Raw genomic sequence first — 915 nt, 5'->3', positions numbered from 1 at the left:
AGAGCCTATCCCAGTAGGAACAAAAGCGTGATGAGCGACCTCTAATGCCGAAATTTCGAGTCAAGAGGGGCTCTTATGGGACTGGTGACGAAAGATGATGGCTGGCGCATTCCGGATGAGCTGTGGGAACGGATGGAACCGCTCTTGCCGCCGCGTAAACCGCATCCGCTCGGGTGCCATAACCCGCGGGTGCCGGACCGACAGGCGATGAATGCGATCTTGTTTGTGCTCCGGACCGGGTGTCAGTGGAATGCGCTGAACGCCACCGGGATTTGCTCCAGCAGTTCGGCCCATCGCCGCTTTGTCGAGTGGACCGAAGCCGGGGTGTTCCAGGCGTTCTGGCGCGAAGGACTGCTGGCTTATGATGCGTTGAAGGGCTTGGACTGGTCGTGGTTGGCCATGGATGGGGCCATGACGAAAGCGCCGTTGGCGGGTTCAAAAAAACGGGACCGAATCCGACCGACCGGGGCAAACAAGGTGCGAAGCGAAGCCTGTTAACCGATGGCGCGGGCCTGCCGCTGAGTGTGGTGATTGCCGGCGCCAATCGGCACGACCTGAAGCTGGCGCGGTCCACCTTGGCGGCCATCGGCGTCCCGCGCCCTGTACCCACGCCGGAGCAGCCGCAAGGCTTGTGCCTGGACAAAGGCTATGACTATGACGAGGTGAGGGACTTGGCCAAGGCCTTTCAGTTTACCGCTCACATTCGAGCGCGCGGTGAGGAGGCCGAAGCGATCAAGAAGGAAGCCGGTTTCAAGGCGCGGCGCTGGGTGGTCGAACGGACCCACAGCTGGCTCAACCGATTCCGCCGGATTTTGATCCGCTGGGAAAAACGAACCGACACCTATCTTGCCATGCTGCACTTGGCCTGCGGCATCATTACTTGGCGGGCAACGGGTCTACTGGGATAGGCTCTTA

General features: G+C 60.8%; 1 protein-coding gene. It reads left to right on the top strand.

The features are described from left to right. The first annotated feature begins 75 nt into the window (after positions 1-75). Positions 76-908 (top strand): IS5 family transposase gene (locus tag B2A78_RS25425; RefSeq protein WP_143735327.1). Its coding sequence is split into 2 segments (ribosomal slippage): positions 76-445 and positions 445-908, totalling 834 coding nucleotides; the frame shifts between segments, so codons are not numbered across the junction. Positions 909-915: the final 7 nt, after the last annotated feature.

Source organism: Methylocaldum sp. 14B (assembly GCF_002005105.1).
Lineage (GTDB): Bacteria > Pseudomonadota > Gammaproteobacteria > Methylococcales > Methylococcaceae > Methylocaldum.
The sequence above is the reverse complement of the archived record's forward strand: the minus strand, read 5'-3'. Positions and strand labels throughout refer to the sequence as shown.